Here is a 20,460-nt window from a genome sequence, read left to right as displayed (position 1 = left end):
TCACGCGAGGTCTCCATTGACCGGCCGCAGCAGCGCCACGGCCATCTCGACGAGTTCTTCGGGGGACGGACCGACGTCCAGGACGGCGCCGCGCTCGTGCGCGCCCAGGGGTTCCAGGGCGGCGTACTGGGAGTCGAGCAGCGACGGCGGCATGAAATGGCCGGTGCGGTGGGCGAGCCGGTCCTCGACCAGCTCGTGACCGCCGCTGAGGTGCAGGAAGTAGGCACCCGGGCAGGCCGCGCGCAGGGTGTCGCGGTAGCGGTGCTTCAGCGCCGAACAGGTGACCACGCCGCCGGTGCCGTCCTCGGCCCGCTCCTTGAGCCAGGCGCCGAGGGCGCGCAGCCAGGGCGCGCGGTCCTCGTCGTCCAGCGGGATGCCGGCCGACATCTTGGCGATGTTGGCCGCCGGGTGGAAGTCGTCCGCCTCCGCGTAGGGGAGGCCGAGTCGTTCGGCCAGCAGGCGGGCCAGGGTGGTCTTGCCGACACCGGAGACGCCCATCACCACGATGGTGAGAGGGCCCGCCGGTGTCACTGCCGGGAGGTCGTGGTTCTCGACGCTGAGAGCCATGGGTGGTGCTCCTTCGTTGCCTGGCCGCCACTATCGCCTCAAAGATATGACGTATTCAAGTGGTGGAAACCAAATCGTCATACTTTTGAGCTGTGGGGTAGATCGCAGGGCGCGGGACCCGGTACGCGCCGGTGGTGGCGGCGGGGTGGGCGTCTACGCTGGGCGGATGGAGATCCAGGGGCTGCCCGGTCGGCTGCTTGACGAGCTCGGGCCCGCGATCGCGTCGGGGGAGATTCCCGAGGGTGCGGTGCTGCGCGGCGAGGAACTGGAGGAGCGGTTCGGGGTGTCCCGGACGGTCGTCCGGGAGGCGGTGCGGATCCTGGAGGGGATGCGCCTGGTGGCGTCCCGGCGGCGGGTCGGGATCACCGTGCAGCCCAGGTCGCTCTGGGACGTCTTCGACCCGCTGGTGATCCGCTGGCGGCTGGCCGGCGCGGACCGCTCGGCCCAGCTGCGCTCGCTCGGCTCGCTGCGGGTGGCCGTCGAACCGGCCGCGGCCGCGCTCGCCGCGGTACACGCGAGCGACGACGACCGGCGCCAACTCGGCGCGCTGGCCGTGGAGTTGACCGTCTCGGCGCGGGCCGCCGACCTCACCACCTTCCTCCGGCACGACATCGACTTCCACGCCACCGTGCTGCGCGCCTCCGGCAACGAGATGTTCGCCCACCTCGGCGACACCGTGGGGGCGGTGCTCACCGGGCGGACCGAGTACCATCTGATGCCCCATCAGCCGGAGCCGTATGCGATCCGGTTGCACCGCGAAGTCGCCGACGCGATCTGCGCGGGGGACGCCGTCCAGGCCGAGCAGGCCATGCGGACGATCGTGGCGGGCGCCCTGGAGGAGCTCAACCAGCAGTTGGGCTGACCTCCCCCGGCGGCGGGCCGCCCGCTGCCGGCTGCCCGGATCACGCGCTTTGACGGCAGTTCGGTGGATTCGGACGCATAGTCCTGGTTCGGCGGGGCAGAGTGAGGCAAGGGGGCGCGTATCGCGTGCGCCCGTCCCGTGTCCGCCGCCGAGTCCGCGCCTGGGGGTCGATCGATGTCCGTGCCACGCCGCCGTCGCCGCCTGCCCGACGAGGTGCGCGCCGCCGCCGTGCGGGCGGTGCTCTGCCTGTCCTTCACCCTGGTCGGCGTGGTCGTCGCCACGCTCGCCTCGTACGCGGACAGTTGGCTGATGACGCCGGCGCTGATGGCGATGGGGCTCGGGGTGTTCGGCACGATGTGGTGCCTGCTGGAGATCCTGATCTCGCGCCAGGTCGCCGCCCAGCGGCAGCGCGCGCCCGGCTCCGCGCACCCGATGGCGGGCAGCCGGGCGCCCGACCCGCTGGCCGCCCGGCCGCTCCCCCGCCCCGGCGGGCCGCAGCGCCAGCCGCGACTGCCGGCCGCGTAGGACACCCGCGGCCGGCAGTCGCGGTCAGTCCTTCGGGACGGCCCGGTAGTGGGTGGTGAGCCGGCCCGTGTCGTCCAGGACGTGGAAGGCGAGCATCGGCGGCTGGGTGAAGGAGATGCCGGGCCCGCCCTCGCAGGGCAGCGTGACGGTGGAGACCACACCCGGGGCGACCAGCAGGGGCAGTCCGGCGAAGGTGGTGGCGGCGCCGGTGTGGGAGTGGCCGCAGAGCAGGCCGGCCACCCGGGGGTGCCGGGCCAGCACCGCGCCCAGCGCCTCCTCGCCGAACTGGCGGATCGGGTCGACGTTCGGCAGGTGCAGGACGGCCGGCGGGTGGTGGAAGGCCACCAGCGCCGGCAAGTCGGCGCGGCCGGCCGCCAGTTCGGCGTCCAGCCAGGCCAGCGTCTCCTCGTCCAGCAGGCCGTCGTCGCGGCCGGGGATCGAGGAGTCCAGCATCAGCACGTCGGCGCCGGGCAGTCGGTGCAGCCGGTTGACCGGGCCGTCCGCGGGGGCCTCGCCGAGCAGCACCTCCCGGTAGGGCGCCCGGCGGTCGTGGTTGCCGGGGCAAATGAGCACCGGGTACCGGGAGTCCAGCACCTTGGCCACCTGCTCGTACTCGGCGGGCAGGCCGTGATCGGCGAGGTCCCCGGTGACGAGCACGGCGTCCAGCGGGCCGGGCAGGGCGTCGAGGTACGCCATCACCTGCCCGGCCCGCCGCCGGGCGCGCCTGCCGCCGTCCCGGCGGTGCTCCTGCCCGAGGTGGATGTCACTGAAGTGCGCGATCGTCAGCATGCACGCCACGCTAGTCAGTTGAGGACTGCGCCGGAACCTCGGCCGGGCGCTTGAACATCCGGGTGGCGGTGATCTCGCCGTGGATGGCCGGGCCGTCCGGGTCCTGCGGGGCGGGCAGACCGGGGCGCAGGTGCTCCTCGACCGAGATGTACTTGAGGCCCGCCCGCAGGTCGGCATCGTTGCGCAGCCGGATGACCAGCGGGAACTCGGCGAGCGCGGTGGTGTCGAACAGGCCGGTGGTGTAGATCAGTTGGACGCCGAGCGCATCGGCCACGGCCCGCTGGAGCTCCAGCAGGTAGGTGGCGTTCGCGCGGCCGATCGGGTTGTCCAGGAACAGCGTGCCGGCGTGCCGCAGCTGGGACTGGCCGCGGTCGTTGGCGCGCAGCGCGGCCATCGTGCAGTACAGCGCGATGGCGGCGGTGAGCAGCTGTCCGCCGGAGAAGACGTCGGACATCTGGCCGACGCCGACCCGCTCGGCGCGCAGCACCGCGTCCGGCTTGAGGATCTCGACGCTGACGCCCTTCGGGCCCATCGCGGCGGCGACCCCGCGCAGCAGCAGGGACATGCCGTCGCGGCGCAGGTCGCTGTTCTTGCGGACGGCGGCGCGGGTGGCCTCGTCGATGACCTCGCCGAGGCGCTCGACCAGGGTGGCGTGGTCCGGGTCCTCGAAGCGGATCCGCAGGAACTCCTGGCCGGACCACTCCCCCAGGCCCTCGGGCAGCCGGGAGAGCCGCTGGGCGGCGCGCAGGGTGGTGAGCGAGGACTCGACCAGGCCGCGCAGGCGGTCGACGATCGAGCCGCGGTTGCGCTCCAGCTGGGCGAGTTCGTCGGTCAGCACGCGCAGCCGGGGCGCGAAGGCGGCGGCCCAGGCGGCGGCGTGCTCGGGCAGCGCGGCGGCGGGCAGTTCGCGGATCTGCTGGCGGGCGGGGGTGCGGACGGCCTCGTAGCGGGCGGCGTTGGCGTGCCGGACGAGGGCGTCGGAGGCGTCGCGGACGGCGAGTTCGGCGGAGGACAGCTCGCCGGCGGCGGTGCGCAGGGTGCGGCGGGCCTCGGCGGCGGTGCCGCGCGCCTCCGGCAGCGAGCCGAGGTAGGGCTCGGCGGACTGGCCGTCGTCCTCCTGCTGCTCGCGCAGGCCGTCGCGCAGCTGGCCGGCGAGTTCGTCGAAGTCGGCGGCGGCCGACTGGGCGGCGTCGAAGGTGCGTAGCAGGTCGGCGTGCGCGGTGCGGGCGGCGTCCAGGGCCTCCCGGCGTTCGGCGAGCCGGCTGGTGGCGGTGCGCAGCAGGACCTGGGCGTGCTCGGGGTCGGCGGGGACGAGGTCCTCGGGCAGTTCGGTGTGCGCCTCGCCGTCGGCGGGGGCGGAGCGCTCGGCCTCGCCGCGCAGGCGCCCGAGCTGCTCGCTGGCGGCGGCGGAGCGGGCCTCGATGGCGGCGACCAGGTCCTCGGCGCGGGCGGCCGCGGCCTGGCGGGCCGGGCCGTCGGCGCCGTCGGGGCTGCCGAGGAGTTCCTCGGCGCGGGTGCGGACCTTGTTGGTGAGGCGGTCGAGTTCGGTCGCGGCGGCGGCCTCGTCGCCCTCGGCGCGGGCCTGCTCGGCGCGCAGGTCGGCGCCGACGCCGACCTTCTCGTACAGCTGGGAGGCGGCGCGGTAGGCCTCGCGCAGGGCGGGCAGTGCGGCGGGGGCCGTCTCGGAGGGCTCGTCGGCCTGCTCGGCGGCGGGGATCTCGGCGCGTTCGGCGCGCACGGTACGGGCGGTGCGGCGGGCGTCGTCGGCGGCGCGCTGGGCGGCGCGGCGGTCCTCGTCGCAGGTGCGGGCGCGTTCGGCGCAGACGGCCTGGCGGCGGTCGCACTCGGCGGCGTCCTCGGCGAGTTCGCGCTGGCGGCGGGCCCAGTTGGCGCGCTCGCGCAGCCGGAAGGCGAGGCCGGAGAGGGCGTCGGCGCGGCGGCGGGCGCGCTGGGCGGCCTCGCGGTGCTCCTCGTGGGCGGCGGCCGCGGCGGCGTGGTCGGTCTCGGCCTCGTCGTGGTCGGCGCGCAGGGTGGCCAGGGCGGCGGCGGCCTGCTCGGCGTGCTCGCGGGCGGCCTCGGCGGCGGCGGCGAGTTCGGCGAGGGTGCCGGGCGGGCAGCTGGCGTGCCAGGAGGCGAGGCGGGCGGCGAGGGCGCGGTCGGCACCGAGGCGGGCGGCGAGTTCGCGGATGTGCTCCTCGCGGGCGCTCGCCCGGGCGCGCAGTTCGCGGCGCTCGTCGTCGGCGGCGGACTCGTCGTGCATGGCCGGGTTCGGCGGCACCAGGAAGAACGCGGGCTGGTCGGTGATCGGGGCGATCAGGGAGGCGGCGGCGCCGACGGCGACGGTGGAGCGGGGCAGCAGGGCGGCGGCCTGCAGGGCCTCGCGGGCCCGCTCCAGCGAGGCCGGGTCGGTGACGACGACGCCGTCGACGAGTTCGGGGCGGGCGGCGAGGATCGCCTCGTGGTCGGCCGGGTCGACGGACTGGGCGAGGTAGCGCCAGCCCGGCAGGGCGGGGATGCCGTGCTCAGCGAGGTACTCGACGGTGGCCAGGACGTCCGGGCCGGGCGGCAGCAGTCCGCCGTCACCGAGGGCGGCGAGGATGCGGGAGTCGTCGGCGGCGGCGGTGCGCAGGTCGAACAGGGTGCGTTCGGCGGTGGCGATGGACTCGTCGAGGAGTTCGCGCAGGTACTCGGCGTTGCGGTCGAGGACGGCGGGGGTGAGGAAGCCGGCGTCCTCCTCGGCCCCTGACCCGTCTTCGCTCCAGTCGGTGGGTGCGGGGGTCAGGGAGAGCAGGTCGGAGAGGCGCGGCTCGGTGGCGAGCAGGGCGGCGGTGCGCTGCTCGGCGGCGAGCGCCCGGGCGGCGGCCGTGCGGGCGTCGCCGGCGCGTTCGGCGGCGAGTTCGGCGCGGCCGGTGGCGGCGGCGGCCTCGCGCAGCCGGGCGGCGCAGGCCTCGGCGGCCGTACGGGCCTGGGCGAGGGCGGCGCCGGCCGCCTGCTCGACGTCGGCGGCGTGCAGGGCGGCGCGGGCCGGATCGACGTCGCCGTCGGCGTCGATGAAGCCGGCCTCGACGGCGGCGGCGGTCTCCTGCTCGACCTCGGCGAGGCGCTGGCGCAGGTGGTCGACCTCGCTGCGGGCCTTCTGGGCGGCGGTGGCGGCCTCGGTGGCGTCGGACTGGGCCTTGGCGCCGTCGTCCTGGAGCTCGCCGGCGCGCTGCTCCTCGGTGTCGGCACGGGCCTCGGCGGCCGCGGCGGCGCCTTCCAGGGCGCGGGCCAGGGCGGTGGCGGCGCGGGCTCGGGCGGCGAGCGCGGGGGCGGCGTCGAGTTCGGCCTCGCGGATGGCGGCGGCGACCCGGGTGATCCGGTCGGCGGCGGCGCGCTGGCGCAGGACGGCCTCGGCGGCCTGCCAGGCGGAGTGCAGGGTGCGGGCGTCGATGAGTTCGCGGCGCAGTGCGGCGGCCTCGGCGGTGGCCGCGGCGAGGCCCAGGGTGGCGTGCCGGTGGGTGAGTTCGGCGGTGATGAGGGTGTGCCGGGTGCGGTCGGCCTCGGCGGCGGTGACGGCGCCCGCGGCGGCGGCGACCTCGATGGCGAGGTCCTGGGCGCGGTCGCGTTCGGCGGCGGCGCGGGAGGTGAGGGCGTGGGCGAGGCGGCGGGTGCGGCGTTCGGCGGTGCGGTGGGCCTCGCGGACGCTCTCGCGGGCGCCGGTGGCCTCGACGATGCGTTCCAGCAGGTCGAGGGAGCCGGCGGTGAAGTCGCGTTCGGCGGTGAGTTCGGCGCGGCGGCCGAGCTTGGCGGCGAAGCCGTGGACGAGGTCGGCGAGGCCGTCGGTGTCCCGGGTGTCGGTGACGGCGCGCAGCAGCAGGTCGGTGAAGTCGCTGTCGTGCTTGACCGCGAAGAGGCCGGCGGCCTCGCCCTCGTCGGCGTTCATCTCGCGCTGGTAGCGGAAGAGTTCGGGGTCGAGGCCGAGTTCGCCGAGGTGCTCGGTCCAGCGGTCGTGGCCGTCCTCGAAGACCAGGTCGAGGTGCGGGTGGGCCTTGCCGGCCTCGGTGAGGGCGTCGCGGAAGCCCTTCATGGTGCGGCGGCGGCCGCGGGCCTTCTGGTCGCCGGCCAGGCCGATGCGTTCGGCGACCGGCAGCGAGTCCAGGGTGAGGCCGGGGCCGGGGCGGAAGGAGTACCAGGTCTCGGCGAACTTGCGCGGGTCGGAGGAGACCTGGCGGCCGCGCCACTCGCTGACCTTGCCGACCACGATCAGCTCGCCGGTGACGGTGTGCTGCCACTCCAGCGCGACGTGGCCGCAGTCGTCGGCGAGCAGGAACTTGCGCAGCACGCCGGAGCTGGCGCCGCCGAGGGTGTTGCGGTGGCCGGGGAGCATCACCGAGAAGATCAGCTTGAGCAGGACGGACTTGCCGCCGCCGTTCTCCAGGAAGAGCACGCCGGCCGGGGCGGGGCGGCGGACCGGGCCCTCGGTGTCCTCGCCGAACAGGCCGATCTGCTGCGGGGCCGGGTCGGCGACGGGCTCGCCGACGCCGCGCAGGTCGAGCATCGTGTCGGCGTAGCGGGCGCCGGCCGGTCCGATCGAGTAGAGGCGGACCCGGTTGAGCTCGTACATGTGCGGCGGTTCTCCGTGGGCGAGTCGGGTAGGGGTGTCAGAGCGAGTGGAACGGCAGGCCTGCGTCGGCCACCAGTTCGTCGCCGGTGTCCGGCGGCAGCAGGCTGGCAGTGCCGTCGGAGACCGGGACGATGCCGAGGTCGAGCAGTTCGGCCATGGCCGCGCTGCCGGCCAGGTCGCGGACCTGGAGCTGGTAGCGGGCGGTGGTGCGGTAGGTGCCGCCGGAGTCGTCGGAGACCTTCTGCAGGAAGCCGGAGTCGACCAGGAACAGCACGGCCTTGGCGACGATGCCGATGGTGGAACCGGAGAGCCGGCGGGCGTCCTTGGTGGCGCCGGTGGCGGTGCGCCGGGCCCAGACCCGCCAGGCGGCCTCCAGGCCGGGGGCGTCGGACTGCGGGTCGGTGTTGTCGCCCTCGGTCGCGGCCTGCTCCTCCAGGCGGCGGCAGGCCTGGCGGACGAAGGCGTCGACGCCGTTGACGGTGATCCGGCCGAGGTAGCCGTCGTCGGCGAGGTCCTCGGGCCGGGGGAAGGCCATCGCGGCGACGGCGAGGTGGGCCAGGCCGTGCAGGAAGCGGTCGGTGGACTCGGTGGCGGCGCGGCGCGAGTAGTCGCCCATCCGGACGGCGAACAGCGAGTCCTCGGCGGCGGCGACGGCCATGCCGGCGCGCGGCGAGACCTCCAGGACGACCAGCCCCATGCCGGTGGCGACGGCGTCGGCGAGCCGGGCGAACGGCGGGTCCTCGCGGTGGCGGCGGACGAGTTCGGCGTACTCGGCGTCGCGGGCGGGGAGCAGCTTGGCCTGGAGGCCGAAGGAGACCAGCCGGGCGGCGTCGGCGACGTCGCCCGGGGTGATCGGGGCGGGGGCCGCGGGTTCGGTCTCGGCCGCCCAGGACGTGTCGTGGTGGGTCGTCACGGGCGGTGCTCCTCGGGGCTGTTGCTAGTACGGGTGATCTGGTGGTGCGTCGAGACGGCGGCTTCGTCAGCCGGCGTCCTTGCGGTCGGCGGCCATGCCGGCCGCGTCGAGCAGGGCGCTGCCGACGATCAGGTCGGCGCCGCCGAACTGCGGGTCGCGCAGCGGGGTGCCGTCGTCCACGGCGAACAGCAGCCGCTCCTCGCCCTGCCGGTAGGCGGTGCCGACCGGCGGGCTGGCCGCGTGGACGGCCAGCAGGGCGACCAGGTACGGCAGCTCCGGGTCCTGCCCGCGGGCCTCGGCGAGCAGGCCGGAGAGCCGGCGGGGGGCGTCGGCGGGCAGGTCGAGCAGGAGCAGTGCGGCCTCCAGCTGGGCTTCGGAGAAGCGGCTGTCGTCCGGGGTGGCGACCAGGTCCGGGTCGGGCAGTTCGGCGCCGAGGTGCTCGCGCTCGACCGGCGGGGTGAGCAGCAGGTCGACCAGGTCGGCGACCCGGACGGAGACGGGGGTGCGCAGGCCGGCGCCGCGGGCGAAGAAGGCACCGGTGGGGCGGACGGCCTGCTCGACCGGCAGCCGCAGCACGGGGGCGAGCAGCTGGCCGTAGAGGTCGATGCCGCTGCGGGCGCCGGGGGTGGCGAAGGCCTGCCGGTCCTGCTCGGCGCGGAACAGCGGGCCGGCCTCCAGCAGGCGGGTCTGCAGCTTGGTGTGGCGGCGGATGCAGTCCTTGACGATGTCGAGCAGCTCGGCGGCGCGGCGCTTGTTCTCGGCCCCTTCGGGAGTGTTCGGCTCGGCCTCGTCGCGGGCCTTGCGGATGTTGGTGAGAATCGCGTTCTCGTGCCGGTAGCGGTCGGCGATGTGGTCCAGCGCCTCGTCGATGAGGTCCGGGATGGCGCGCATCCAGTCGACGGCGCGGACGTTGCGCCGGGTCGCGTCGAGGGCGCGGCGCAGCGTCTCGGCGTACTGCACGGTGCGGTAGCGGGCCTGCTCGGCGGCGAGCTGGGCGTCGGCCAGGCGGCCGCGACGGATCAGCACCTCCAGCTTGACCTCGGCGGCGATCTGGGCCGAGGTGACGTCGGTGTCGAGCGCGCCGACCAGGACGTTGACCGCCTCGTCGGTGGTGCGCAGGTAGACGCCGCCGTCGGGGCCGGGGACCTCCTCGATCAGCTTGAAGTCGTAGTCGCGCCGGACGTACGCGCCGTCCGCGCCGAAGGTGCCGTAGACGGCGCGGAAGCCCCGGTCGACGCTGCCGACGTTGATCAGCGACTCCAGCACCCAGCGGGCGACCCGCTCGTGCTCGGCGGCGGGGCGGCCGGCGGCCTGGGCGGCGACCCGGGGCAGCAGGCGGGCGAGCACTATGTCGCGGTCGGCGCCGGTGTCGAAGTCCATGTGCAGGGTGACCAGGTCGATCGCGGCGAGACCGACCTCGGCCATCGCGTAGCCGCCGTACTCGCCCGCCAGGTTGACCTTGCGGTTGTCCAGGTCGTGCAGGGGGGCGGTGCAGGCCAGCGCCTTGAGCCGGCGGGCCAGGCCCTCGTCGGCGGCGGGGCCGGGCGCGGGCCTCGCCGCGACGGACCCGGCGGGCGGCCGGGGGCCGGGCAGGGTGGGCGGGTCAGCGATGGCGGTCACGGTGCACAAGATTAGAGGTTCGCACCGACATCGACCGAAACGGGCCTTGTGGGCGGGCTGCGCGGCAGGCCGGAGGGCGTGTCGGGGGTGAATTCAGAACGGGATTTCGACGGGATTCCGCCAATTCCGAACCGATATTCGGCAAACCCGTGAAGACTGCGCGTCGCTACCGTGATGATCAGCCTATGATCACTCGACTGGTCAAAGCAGGCTTCGCCGCCGCGCTGTCCGTGACCACCCTCGCCACCGGTGCCGCCGCCTCGTCAGCCGCCCCCGCCGACGCCCCCGCCGTTCAGGGGCAGCACGTGACCGCAGCCCTGAACGGCTTCCTGCCGGGCACCACCCCTCCCGGACCGGGCAAGCTCTCGGTCGGCTGGACCTCCGCCGGCACCCAGGACCTCACCGGGCCGACCCACATCACCGTCGACCTGCCGCCCGGGCTCACCACCGAGCTCGGCATGTTCTACTCCACCCCGTACGACTACACCTTCACCGAGTCCGTCTCGCCCGACGGGCGCCACCTGGACGCCGTCCTCATCGGCACCCGCAGGCCCGGGCGCTACGAGTTCATGAAGCTGAACGTGGGCCGCGACTACACCCAGCAGCTGACCGGCCAGATCGTCGTGACCGTGTCCAATCCGAACGACACCGACCCGACCGGCCACGTGACGGCCCTGTCGGTCGACGGGACCACCCCGGCGCCGGTCGTCCAGGCGCCGCCCACGGTCGACGGCCTCGACACCACCACCGGCCCCGGCGCGGGCGGCACCGCGGTGACCGTCAGCGGCAGCAACCTGGCGCACGGCATGGTGCTGGTCGGCGGCGTCCCGGCGACCGGCACCTGCACCGACACCGCCTGCACGGTGACCACGCCCGGCGGCACGGGCAGCGCACCCGTCTCCGTGGTGACGCCCGGCGGCACGGTCGCGGCGCCGGCCGCCTTCGACTACACGGGCGCCCCGCCCCCGCCCCCGCCCGCGCCGACGGTCGGCAACCTGACCTACCCCAGCGGCCCGGCCGCCGGCGGCACCCAGGTGTACCTCCAGGGCACCAACCTGACGTACGGGACGGTCGCGTTCGGCGGGGTGCCGGCCGCGCACGTCTCCTGCGGCCCGTCCTTCTGCTCGGCCACCTCCCCGGCGGCGGCGGGCCCCGGCCCGGTGGGCGTCACGGTGACCACGGCGGGCGGCACCAGCGCCCCGGTGACCTTCACGTACACCGCGTAGTCCCGACGTACACCGCGTAGTCCCGGCGGTTCCGATGCCCGGGTGCTCCGGCACCCGGGCATCGGCGTGTCCGGGGGCGCGTACCGGCCCGGCGTCCGGGGGTGCGCGCCCGCACGGCGCCCGGGGGCGCGTACCGGCCCGGCGTCCGGGGCGTGCCCGCACGTCAGGGGCTAGTTGAACACGTTCAAATCAAGGGTCTAGAGTCGGTTCCGCACAGACGGGACAAGGCCCCGCCTGCTCTTCGGCATGGAGGTTCGCACCATGGACACCAATCCGGGCACCGATCCCGCGGCGGTACTGCGCAGAGTCCGGCGCTGGCTCTGGATCTTCGTGGTCTGCCTGGTGCTGAGCGGCCTGACGGCCTTCCCGCTGGAGACCGAGACCCGCTGGCTGGCCGATCTCGCGACCGGGCCGGCCGCGCCGCTGGCCGACCGCTTCCCGGCCGCACTGGACTGGATCGAACGCGTCCGCACCGGCGTCGCGGAGACCAATGACCGCTACCCCTTCCTGGCCTACGGCACCGACTGGCTCGCCTTCGCCCACCTGGTGATCGCCGCCGCCTTCTGGGGCCCGATCAAGGACCCGGTCCGCAACATCTGGGTGATCCGCTGGGCGGTGCTCGCCTGCGGCGCCGTCATCCCCCTGGCCCTGGTCTGCGGGCCGCTGCGGGGGATCCCCCTGGGCTGGCGATTCATCGACATGTCGTTCGGAATCGTCGGCGTCGTCCCGCTGCTGATCGTGCTGCGGGCGCTGCGCCCGCTGGAACGTTCCTTCCAGGGGCCGGTGGCCGCGAGCTGAGTCGGAGCCGCCCAGCGCCGCCCCAGGGCGTGTGACCAGGGGTCGCACGCCGGTGGGCCCCCTGGGCCCGGGTCACGGGCAACGGCCTTCATCCGCAGGCCCTACCATCTGGCTCAACAGCTGCTGGAAGGCGGACGGGCGTGGCCGATGCGGTGATCGATCTCAATGCGGACCTCGGTGAGGGGTTCGGACGCTGGACGCTGACCGACGACGAGGCCCTGCTGTCCGTGGTGACCAGTGCCAACGTCGCCTGCGGCTTCCACGCGGGAGATCCGTCGACGATGCGCCGGGTCTGCGCGCTGGCCGCCGAACGCGGCGTCCGGATCGGCGCCCAGGTCTCCTACCGCGACCTGGCCGGCTTCGGCCGCCGGGCCATGGACGTCCCCCCGGAGGAGCTCGCCGACGAGATCGCCTACCAGATCGGCGCCCTCCAGGTCTTCGCCCGCGCGGCCGGCTCCCGGGTCTCCTACGTCAAACCACACGGCGCCCTCTACAACCGGGTGGTCACCGACTCCGAACAGGCCGAGGCCGTGGTGGCCGGCGTGCTGCGGGCCGGGGCGGTCTGCGACGGACCGCTGCCGGTGCTCGGACTGCCCGGCTCCCGGCTGCTCGCCGTCGCCGAGGGCGTCGGCCTCGCGGTCGTCGCCGAGGCCTTCGCCGACCGCGCGTACACCTGGGCCGGCACCCTCGTCCCGCGCCGCGACCCGGACGCCGTGGTGCACGACCCCGAATCGGTGATCACCCGAGCCGTCGGCATCGCCCGGGACGCCTCGGTGGAGGCCGTCGGCGGCGAACGGATCGCCGTCGAGGCCCGCTCCCTCTGCGTCCACGGCGACACCCCCGGCGCCGCCCAGCTCGCCTGGCGGATCCGCGGCGCCCTCGCCTCCGCCGGGGTCCGGGTGGAGGCGTTCACGTGACGCCCGCCGCCGTCCGGCGCGTCGGCGAGCGGGCGCTGCTGGTCGAACTCGACGACACGGCGCAGGTCGCCGCGCTGTACGGATGGCTGCGCGAGCGGCAGGAGAGCCGGGCGCTCGGCGCGGTCGAGGAGATCGTGCCGGCCGCGCGCACGGTGCTGCTGGACGGCGTCGCGGACGTCGACGCGCTGGCGGCCCTGCTGCGCACGGCCCGTCCGTCGGCGGCCGCGGCGGCGACCGGGCCGCTGGTGGAGGTGCCGACGGTGTACGACGGCGCCGACCTCGCCGAGGTCGCCGCGCTGTGGGGGGTGTCCGAGGAGGCCGCCGTACGGATCCACACCGGGCCCGAGTACGTGGTCGCCTTCTGCGGGTTCGCGCCCGGCTTCGGCTACCTGACCGGACTGCCGCCCCGGTACGAGGTCCCGCGCCGGGCCACCCCGCGCAGCAGCGTCCCGGTCGGATCGGTCGCCCTGGCCGGCCCGTACACCGGCGTCTACCCGGGCTCCTCCCCCGGCGGCTGGCAGCTGATCGGGTGCACCGGGCTCGCGCTCTGGGACACCGGGCGCGAGCCGGCGGCGCTGCTGGCGCCCGGGGTGCGGGTGCGGTTCACGGCGGAACGGGCGTAGCGGGGGTGCGGGCCGACGGCGGGCGGCGCGCGGGCCCCGGACGACGGCGGACGGGGCGGCCGGGGGCGGGACGGCGGCGGACGGGGTGGGGGCGTTGAGCGGTTTGCTGGTGGTGCGGCCCGGGCCGTTGACCACCGTCCAGGACCTCGGACGGCGCGGCGTCGCCCACCTCGGGGTGCCCAGGGCCGGGGCGCTGGACGAGCCCGCGCTGCGGGCGGCGAACCGGCTGGTCGGCAACGAGCCGGGCGCCGCCGGGCTGGAGACCACGCTCGGCGGGGTCGCCCTGCGCGCCCTCGGGCCGGTGGTCGTGGCCGTCACCGGCGCACCCTCGCCCGTCCGGGTGGACGGGCGGGCGGCCGCGTGGGGTGCGCCGGTCGCGGTGCCGGCCGGGGCGGTGCTGGAGGTGGGGGCGGCGACCGCCGGGGTGCGCGGCTACCTGGCGGTCGCGGGCGCGATCGCCGTCCCGCCGGTCCTGGGCAGCCGCTCGACGGACCTGCTCTCCGGCCTCGGACCGGCCCCGCTCGCCGCCGGCGACCGGCTGCCGGTCGGCCCGCCTCCGCCCGACCGCCCCCGGCCCGACCTGGTGCCGCTGCCCGCTCCCCCGGCCGAACTGGTGCTGCGGCTGCGGCTCGGCCCGCGCGCGGACTGGTTCGAGCCTGCGGCGCTGACCCGGCTGGCCCGCGACGGGTACCTGGTCTCCCCGGCCGGCAACCGGATCGGGCTGCGCACCGAGGGCCCGCCGGTCACCCGCGCCCGGGCGGGTGAACTACCCAGTGAGGGCATGGTGTTGGGCGCGGTGCAGATCCCGCCGGACGGGCGGCCGGTGGTCTTCCTGGCCGACCACCCGACCACCGGCGGCTACCCGGTGATCGGCGTCGTCCCCGCCGCCGACCTCGCGGCGGCCGCCCAGGCACGCCCGGGCACGCCGGTGCGCTTCGTACTGCTGCGGGAGCGCTGAGCGGCCGCGACAGCACGCCTCCCGGCGCGATCGCGGTTCCTGCACCACCGAAGCCAGCCGCGGCGGTGCATTCAGGCGGGGGCGCCGAACCACCTGGACAGGTGGCCGCGCAGGCCCTGCTGGTCCTCGCCGACCCAGGCCACGTGGCCGTCCGGGCGCAGCAGCACCGCGGGCACGTCCAACTCGTCGCTGACGTCGACGACATGGTCGACCCGGTCCGCCCAGCCCGCCACCGAGAGCCCGCCGGTCTGGTCGAGCAGCAGCCCGCGGCCGCCGTGCATCAGCCCGTAGAGACGGCCGCGCTTCAGCTGCACGTCGCGCAGCCGGCGGCCGAGCAGTTCATGCCCTTCGCCGAGGTCGTAGCGGACCCCGATCGCGATGATCTTCTCGATCAGGTACCGGTTCACCTCCTCGAACTCCATCAGCTCCGCCAGCAGCCGGCGCACCGCCTGGGCGCCGGGCTCCAGGGACATCAACTGGATCTGCGCGCGGGTGTTGTCCAGCACGTCGGCGGCCACCGGGTGCCGTTCGGCGTGGTAGCTGTCCAGCAGCCCCTCCGGCGCCCAGCCGTCGACCTCGGCGGCCAGCTTCCAGCCCAGGTTGAACGCGTCCTGGACGCCGAGGTTGAGCCCCTGCCCGCCGGTCGGCGGGTGGATGTGCGCCGCGTCGCCGGCCAGCAGCACCCGGCCGACCCGGTAGCGCTCGGCCAGCCGGGTGGCGTCGCCGAAGCGCGAGAGCCAGCGTGGCGAGTGCGCCCCGAAGTCGGTGCCCGCGACGGCCCGCAGCTGACGCTTGAACTCCTCGAAGGTCGGAGCAGCCGTACGATCCTCGGCCACCCCCTCGGCTGGCACCACGACGCGGTACACCCCGTCCCCCTCGGGGATGGCGCCGAACCGCAGCTGGGTCTTGCGGACCTCCGCGATGACGGCGGCGATCGTCTCCGGCTCCTCCGCCAGCCCCATGTCGCCCAGCAGCGTCTCCACCCTGGAGGGCTCGCCGGGGAAGCCGACGCCGAGCAGCTTGCGCACCGCACTGCGGCCTCCGTCGCAGCCGACGAGGTAGCGCGAGCGCAGCCGCGTGCCGTCGGCCAGTTCGACACTCACCCCGCCCTCGTCCTGGCTCAGCCCCACCAGTTCGCAGCCGCGCCGGAGCTCGGCGCCGAGTTCGGTCGCGTGCTCGGTCAACAGCCGCTCGGTGACCGCCTGCGGGATGGCCAGGACGTACGCCTGGGTGGTGTCCAGCCGCTCCGGCCACTCCTTGCCGATGCCGGCGAAGAAGCCGCCGACCTCGAACTTCCGGCCGAGCGGGAGGAACCGCTCCAGCAGCCCGCGCTGGTCCATCACCTCAAGACTGCGCGCGTGCAGACCGCGCGCCCGGGCCGGCAGGGGCCGCTCCGCCTCCTTCTCCAGCACGAGTACCTGCACGCCGTGCAACCGCAACTCGCCGGCCAGCATCAAACCGGTCGGCCCGGCACCGACCACGATCACGTCAATCATCACAAACCCCCAGATATGCCCGCAGATCCCGGCTTCGGCCGGTCATTCTGCGGCACGACCGGGGCCTTGCCGCAAGCCCCCCGGCGCGCTATACCTTGAGAGTGGCAAGGAGAGTCGGTGACCTCCTTGCCTTCGTTGTTTCCGCTCGCTATTTCCGCCCGCTGTTTCCGCTCGCGGTTTGCAGGCCGCTGTTTTCCGCCCGCTGCGCGCGCTCCGCTCAACGCCCCGACAGCAGCTCCGCCACCACCCGCTGCGCCGGGTCGAGCGCCGAATCCCCGTCCTCCACCGCCCATACGGCGTTCTGCAGTACCCGGGCGAGCGTCCAGCCGACCGCCGCCTCGCGGTCCAGTTCCAGTGCCTCCACCAGGACGTCGAACCGCCACCGCAGCGCCCGGGCGACGTCGCCGGTGGCCAGTACGTCGGCCCAGCGGTTGCGCAGCGCCGGGAGGAGTTCGAAGCCGGGGTGCCCGACGAGCGGTTTGGGGTCGATGGCGAGCCAGGGGGCGCGGCCGCCGCCCTCGGGCGGGGCGAGGACGTTGCCGTAGTGCAGGTCCCAGTGCAGCAGCCGGTCGCCGGGCTCGGTGCGGACCTCGCGCAGGGCGGCGGCGCAGTCGGTGAGCAAGCGCCGCTCGGCCGGGTCGGCGAGGGCTGCGGCGGCCGCCGGGGCCCGCGCGAGCAGACCGTCGGCGAGGTCCGCCAGCCGCCGCAGGTCCGGGACTTTGATCTGACGTCCAGCCAATTCCCGCAGCAGGCCCGCGATGACGTGCAGCGCCTCCCGGTCGTCCGCGACATCCAGCAGTGAACGCCCCGGGTCGAGGCGTTCCAACAGCATCGAGCCCGAGGCCGGTTCGTGGCCGAGGAGTCGAACGGCCCCTCGCCCGCCCCAGGCCCGGAGGGCTGCCGGCTCGCCCTCCGTCTCCTCGTCCACCGGCTGGAGCTTGAGCGCCGCGGACGTGCCGTCGGCGCGCCGCACAGGCAGCACCAACGCGTGAATGCCGTGCGCGGGCGGGCCGTCCGGGCGCAGCTCCCAGCGGTCGAGCAACTCGCCTGCCAACGCGGGGAGTCGGGCCGCCCAGGCGCAACCTTCGGGGCCGAGGGAATTCTCCAGGGACGCGGTCAGAGCGGGCGGGACGTCAACAGGCATCAGGTGGGCTCCTCTCCAACTTCCCAGCCTACGGTCGAGGTTCGAGGCCGGCCGCAGAAACGAAGCCGTCGATGTTGTCGAGCATGATGTTGTGCCCGCAGTCCGGGACGGCCGCCAACCGTACGCCCGCCTCCCGGAGTTGGTCGGCGCCGCGCGGCTCGCCGTCCGCCTCCGGGTACAGGAAGGTGCGCGGGAGGTCGAGGCCGAGCAGCAGTTCGCGCATCGTCGGCACCGTCGCCCGGGCCAGGTGGACGGCGCTGCGGTACAGCGCCTCGGGCCCGGCGAGGCGCATCGTGGACCACCAGAACGGGCCGACCCACGCGGCGACCTCGTCCCGGCCGCCGGCCAGGAACTCCTCCTCGGTGAAGCTCGCGATGCCGCTGCTGCCGGGCCGGCGGCCGGGGGTGACCGGGTCCAGGTTGGCGTCGACCAGGACGAGCCGGGAGACCGACTCCGGATGCCGGTGGGCGAGGACGACGGCGATCGCGCCTCCCATGCTGTGGCCGATCACCTCGACTCCGGCGAGCCCGGCCTCCGCCAGGGCCGCGGCGACGGCGTCGGCGTGCTCCTCCAGGGTGTATCCGAAGTCGGCGGGCCGGTCGCTGAGGCCGAAGCCGAGCAGGTCGAGCAGCAGCGAGCGGCGCCCGGCGAGCCCCGGGTGGGCGGCAGCGGCCGCGAAGTAGGCGGGCGAGCTGGCGCCGAGGCCGTGCAGGTAGAGCCGGGCGGGCTCGGCTCCGGGCAGCTCGACCCATCGGATCCGGTCGCCGTTCGGGGTGACGGGGGCATGGCGCAGCACGGGGACTCCTCCTCCATCGGGGGCTGGGAACGCCCAGACCATACCTCGCCATCGAGGTATCACGGAACCGATATACCGAGGCTTCGAGGGACGAATCTGCGAGAGTGGCCCCATGCTGAAGCTCGCGATCCTCGGATTCCTCTACGACCGCCCGCTGCACGGCTACCAGCTGCGCCGCCACCTCGCCGCACTCACCGGGCACGTCCGCCCGATCAGCGACGGCACGCTCTACCCGGCGATCAAGCGCCTGGAGGCCGACGGCCTGCTGGTCCGCGAGACCGAGCCCGGCAGCGCCGCCGCACCCCGGCACACCCTCCACCTCACCGAGGCCGGCCGCACCGCACTGCTCGACCAGCTGCGCGAGCCCGAGCCGCTGGACATCAGCGACGAGAACCGCTGGTTCACCCTGCTCTCCTTCCTGCGCCACCTCGACGATCCCGCCGCCCAGGCCGCCGTGCTCCGCCGCCGCCTAGCCTTCCTCTCCGAGCCCGCGAGCTTCTTCTACGACGGCGACCGCCCGGTCGGCGCCGAGGAGTTCGCCGACCCGTTCCGCCGCGGCCTGCTGCTGATCGCCCGCGCCACCAGCGAGGCCGAACTCGCCTGGCTGCACGCCACCCTGGCCGAACTGGAGGACGTACCGACAGGCCGACGGTGACGGACTGACGGACTGACCGAAAACCCGCTGCGGCGCCTTCCCTCCCCGCCCTGCCCGTGTTCCGATGACGCCCATGGCCAACGACACGCACACCGGCAACGTACGACGCGAGGGGCACGACGGAACGGGCCCGGGCGCGATCACCCCGGACGGCTGCGCCGTCGAGCTCTGGGCCCGGCTCCCCGTCGGCGACGCCCCGGACGTGATCGAGGCCGCGGTGCCGGCCGGCGCCACCATCCTCGAACTGGGCTGCGGCGTCGGCCGGATGACGCACCCGCTGACCGATCGCGGCTTCACCGTGACGGCGGTGGACGAGTCTCCCGAGATGCTGGCCAGGGTGCGCGCGGGCATCCGCGCCGTGCGCAGCCCGATCGAGCGGCTGGACCTCGGCGAGCGCTTCGACGTCGTCCTGCTCGCCTCCTTCCTGATCCACGCGGGCGACGGGGCGGTCCGCCAGGGCCTGCTGGAGACCTGTCGCCGCCACGTCGCCGCGGACGGCTGCGTGCTGATGCAGCGGGAGGGCGAGGACTGGCACCTCAACGTGCCGCGCGAGGGCAGGCTCGGCACCGACGGCGTGTCGCGCATCGTCTCCTCGACGCCGGTCGGGGACGGCGTGAACTCCGTCCACGCCGAGTACGAGTTCCCGGACGGCCGTTGGACGCACACCTTCCGCTCCCGGCCGCTCACCACCGCCGCGTTCGACCGGGCGCTGGCGGACGCCGGTCTGACGGTCGAGAGCTACCTGACCAAGGACCGCACCTGGGTCCGCGTCCGGCCCGCCGGCTGAGCGGCGGAAGGCCAGGGAGAAGGGCAGGCGGAAGGGTCAGCGGAGGAGTCAGCGGAGGAGTCAGCGGGTCACGGAAGGACCGACGGGCAAAGCCGGGTCAAAGGGTGAACAAAGAATAGTCATCTTCACCCCGTACCATCAGCCGCGCGCCCGCCCGTGCGCGGCCCGATGGCCGTGCGGGTCGCGGCCTGTCCGCCTGCCCGCACGCCCGCTCCGACCTGCGAGGACCGCACATGTACGACGACTCACAGATACCCCCGGTGGGTGTCTGGTGATCGACTGGTTCCACGGGGCCGTTCTCGGTCTGATCCAGGGGCTCACCGAGTTCCTGCCCGTCTCCTCCAGTGCCCACCTGCGGGTCTTCTCCGCCCTGCTGGGCTGGGACGACCCGGGCGCGGCCTTCACCGCCGTGACCCAGCTCGGCACCGAGACCGCGGTGCTGATCTACTTCCGCCGGGACATCGTCTCGATCGTGCGGACCTGGACGCTGTCGCTGTTCCGCCCGGCGCTGCGCTCGGACCCGGACGCCCGGATGGGCTGGTTCGTGATCATCGGCACGCTGCCGATCGGCATCCTCGGCAAGCTGTTCCAGGACACCATCGAGACCCACCTGCGCGATCTGCGGATCATCGGCACCACGTTGATCGTCTTCGGCCTGCTGCTGGCCTTCGCCGACCGCACCCGCGCGGTCCGGCACGCCCGGCCGATCACCGACCTCACCCTGCCGCACGCGGGTGTCTACGGCCTCGCCCAGGCGCTCGCACTGATCCCGGGGGTGTCCCGCTCCGGCGGCACGATCAGCGCGGGCCTGCTGCTCGGCTACAGCCGGGAGGCGGCGGCCCGCTACTCCTTCCTGCTGGCGATCCCGGCGGTGCTCGCCTCGGGGGCGCTGGAGCTGTTCAAGATCGGCGAGGGCCCGGCACCGGCCTGGGGGCCGACCATCCTGGCCACCTCGATCGCCTTCGCGGTCGGCTACGCGGCGATCGCCTGGTTCCTCAAGTACATCTCGCACCACAGCTTCCTGCCGTTCGTGGTCTACCGGGTGCTGCTCGGCGTCCTGATCATCGGACTGGTGGCCGGCGGTGTGCTGGCCCCGGACGCGGGCGTCGTGAAGTAGAACCGCGTTCCACCAGGACCGCGTTCCAGCAGGACCCCGGAACAGCAGTGGGCCGGGACACCCG

At 74.8% G+C, this 20,460-nt stretch carries 18 protein-coding genes; 10 read left to right on the top strand and 8 right to left on the bottom strand.

The features are described 5' to 3' along the window. On the bottom strand, nt 1-567 hold the full coding sequence (locus tag AB0R04_RS33015) for a gluconokinase (RefSeq protein ID WP_363377285.1): 567 nt from the start codon (nt 565-567) through the stop codon (nt 1-3). 166 nt (nt 568-733) lie between these two features. Between AB0R04_RS33015 and AB0R04_RS33010 the strand changes: the two genes are divergently transcribed. Together AB0R04_RS33010 and AB0R04_RS33005 are read left to right on the top strand one after the other, a co-directional pair. Then, nucleotides 734-1,429, top strand: a complete 696-nt coding sequence (locus AB0R04_RS33010) for an FCD domain-containing protein (RefSeq protein WP_363377284.1) — start codon at nt 734-736, stop codon at nt 1,427-1,429. A 174-nt stretch (nt 1,430-1,603) separates the two neighbouring features. Then, entirely contained in the window at nt 1,604-1,954 is a 351-nt protein-coding gene (locus tag AB0R04_RS33005; RefSeq protein ID WP_350884255.1) for a hypothetical protein, read from the top strand. 24 nt (nt 1,955-1,978) lie between these two features. Here AB0R04_RS33005 and AB0R04_RS33000 read toward each other — a convergent pair whose 3' ends face one another. From AB0R04_RS33000 to AB0R04_RS32985, 4 genes are all read right to left on the bottom strand, one after another. Continuing rightward, nucleotides 1,979-2,743, bottom strand: coding sequence for a metallophosphoesterase (locus AB0R04_RS33000; protein WP_363377283.1), 765 nt, complete (start codon nt 2,741-2,743; stop codon nt 1,979-1,981). 10 nt (nt 2,744-2,753) lie between these two features. Beyond that, the gene (locus AB0R04_RS32995; protein ID WP_363377282.1) at nt 2,754-7,346 is read right to left on the bottom strand and encodes a hypothetical protein; all 4,593 of its coding nucleotides are present in this window, start codon (nt 7,344-7,346) and stop codon (nt 2,754-2,756) included. A gap of 37 nt (nt 7,347-7,383) precedes the next feature. Further along, nucleotides 7,384-8,259, bottom strand: coding sequence for a hypothetical protein (locus AB0R04_RS32990; RefSeq protein WP_063350182.1), 876 nt, complete (start codon nt 8,257-8,259; stop codon nt 7,384-7,386). Nucleotides 8,260-8,325: 66 nt separating this feature from the next. Next, nucleotides 8,326-9,870: a hypothetical protein gene (locus AB0R04_RS32985; RefSeq protein ID WP_244293721.1), complete on the bottom strand. Its 1,545-nt coding sequence runs from the start codon at nt 9,868-9,870 to the stop codon at nt 8,326-8,328. A gap of 194 nt (nt 9,871-10,064) precedes the next feature. Between AB0R04_RS32985 and AB0R04_RS32980 the strand changes: the two genes are divergently transcribed. The 5 genes from AB0R04_RS32980 (at nt 10,065) to AB0R04_RS32960 (ending at nt 14,401) form a co-directional block, all read left to right on the top strand. After that, on the top strand, nt 10,065-11,105 hold the full coding sequence (locus AB0R04_RS32980; RefSeq protein ID WP_363377281.1) for an IPT/TIG domain-containing protein: 1,041 nt from the start codon (nt 10,065-10,067) through the stop codon (nt 11,103-11,105). 261 nt (nt 11,106-11,366) lie between these two features. After that, nucleotides 11,367-11,903, top strand: a complete 537-nt coding sequence (locus AB0R04_RS32975) for a hypothetical protein (protein WP_063350180.1) — start codon at nt 11,367-11,369, stop codon at nt 11,901-11,903. A gap of 140 nt (nt 11,904-12,043) precedes the next feature. After that, nucleotides 12,044-12,820, top strand: a complete 777-nt coding sequence (locus AB0R04_RS32970) for a 5-oxoprolinase subunit PxpA (protein WP_244293516.1) — start codon at nt 12,044-12,046, stop codon at nt 12,818-12,820. Next, entirely contained in the window at nt 12,817-13,443 is a 627-nt protein-coding gene (pxpB, locus tag AB0R04_RS32965) for a 5-oxoprolinase subunit PxpB (RefSeq protein WP_363377280.1), read from the top strand. Before AB0R04_RS32970 ends, pxpB begins: the two co-directional genes overlap by 4 nt. 94 nt (nt 13,444-13,537) lie before the next feature. Continuing rightward, complete coding sequence (locus AB0R04_RS32960; protein ID WP_363377279.1) at nt 13,538-14,401, top strand: biotin-dependent carboxyltransferase family protein; 864 nt, start codon at nt 13,538-13,540, stop codon at nt 14,399-14,401. Nucleotides 14,402-14,472: 71 nt separating this feature from the next. Here AB0R04_RS32960 and rox read toward each other — a convergent pair whose 3' ends face one another. The 3 genes from rox to AB0R04_RS32945 form a co-directional block, all read right to left on the bottom strand. Beyond that, a complete protein-coding gene (gene rox / locus AB0R04_RS32955) occupies nt 14,473-15,897 on the bottom strand; it encodes a rifampin monooxygenase (protein WP_363377278.1) in 1,425 nt (474 codons plus the stop codon). A 217-nt stretch (nt 15,898-16,114) separates the two neighbouring features. Then, nucleotides 16,115-17,041 carry an aminoglycoside phosphotransferase family protein gene (locus tag AB0R04_RS32950; protein ID WP_363377277.1) on the bottom strand — a complete coding sequence of 309 codons (927 nt, stop codon included), beginning with the start codon at nt 17,039-17,041 and terminating at the stop codon, nt 16,115-16,117. A 28-nt stretch (nt 17,042-17,069) separates the two neighbouring features. Further along, nucleotides 17,070-17,834 carry an alpha/beta hydrolase gene (locus tag AB0R04_RS32945; RefSeq protein WP_363377297.1) on the bottom strand — a complete coding sequence of 255 codons (765 nt, stop codon included), beginning with the start codon at nt 17,832-17,834 and terminating at the stop codon, nt 17,070-17,072. 115 nt (nt 17,835-17,949) lie between these two features. Between AB0R04_RS32945 and AB0R04_RS32940 the strand changes: the two genes are divergently transcribed. The 3 genes from AB0R04_RS32940 to AB0R04_RS32930 all read left to right on the top strand — a co-directional run bounded on the left by AB0R04_RS32940 (nt 17,950) and on the right by AB0R04_RS32930 (nt 20,396). Further along, nucleotides 17,950-18,492 (top strand): PadR family transcriptional regulator, encoded by a 543-nt coding sequence (locus AB0R04_RS32940; RefSeq protein ID WP_363377276.1) that lies wholly within the window; start codon nt 17,950-17,952, stop codon nt 18,490-18,492. 73 nt (nt 18,493-18,565) lie between these two features. Next, complete coding sequence (locus AB0R04_RS32935) at nt 18,566-19,279, top strand: class I SAM-dependent methyltransferase (protein WP_363377275.1); 714 nt, start codon at nt 18,566-18,568, stop codon at nt 19,277-19,279. 271 nt (nt 19,280-19,550) lie between these two features. Beyond that, a complete protein-coding gene (locus tag AB0R04_RS32930) occupies nt 19,551-20,396 on the top strand; it encodes an undecaprenyl-diphosphate phosphatase (protein WP_363377274.1) in 846 nt (281 codons plus the stop codon). The last annotated feature ends 64 nt before the right edge of the window (nt 20,397-20,460 follow it).

The organism is Kitasatospora sp. NPDC056731, assembly GCF_040687675.1.
Taxonomy (GTDB): Bacteria; Actinomycetota; Actinomycetes; order Streptomycetales; family Streptomycetaceae; genus Kitasatospora.
Note: the sequence above shows the minus strand (reverse complement) of the source record. Positions and strands in the feature narration are given on the sequence as shown.